Raw genomic sequence first — 490 nt, forward strand, 5'->3', positions numbered from 1 at the left:
GAGTTCTGCGTGATGCTCGTGGAGCCCGCGCCGGTGGGACCGGTCGCGCTTCCCGGGATCACGATGACGCTGCCCGCGTCCCGGGTGCCGTTGAGGTCCTCACCGGGGACGCCGACCGCGATGTCGCCGTATCCGTCCTGATTGATGTCGGCGACGCTCACATCGGCGCCGAAGGAATCGTCGCTCTCGGCGGTTCCGGGCACTCCGGGGGTGTCCTGGTGGATCAGGATCCGCGTGGCGGCGGGGTCGATGCCCTGTGCGCCCCCGGGCCAGATGGCGATCTGACCGCCCAGGTGGCCGGTGCCGGGCTGGGGTGTGCCGTCGACGGTCATGTCGCCGGGATCTCCGATGACGAGGTCGCGGTACCCGTCGCCGTTGACGTCACCGATGGTGGCGTTGTCGCCGTCGGTGGAGAGCGGCGGCTCGTAGGTCTGGGTGTCGTGGGGGTTGACGAACACACCGCCCGCCGGGTGGTCGCCGAGGCCCACGG

The 490-nt window shown here is 71.0% G+C and carries 1 protein-coding gene; it reads right to left on the reverse strand.

Features of this window, described 5'->3' with window-relative positions; genetic code table 11:
• Positions 1 to 490, reverse strand: a 490-nt coding sequence (locus AC1DYK_RS35670) for an FG-GAP repeat protein (protein ID WP_478170564.1), incomplete at both ends; no start/stop codon positions are given.

It is taken from the genome of Variovorax sp. P2_H12, from assembly GCF_056403395.1.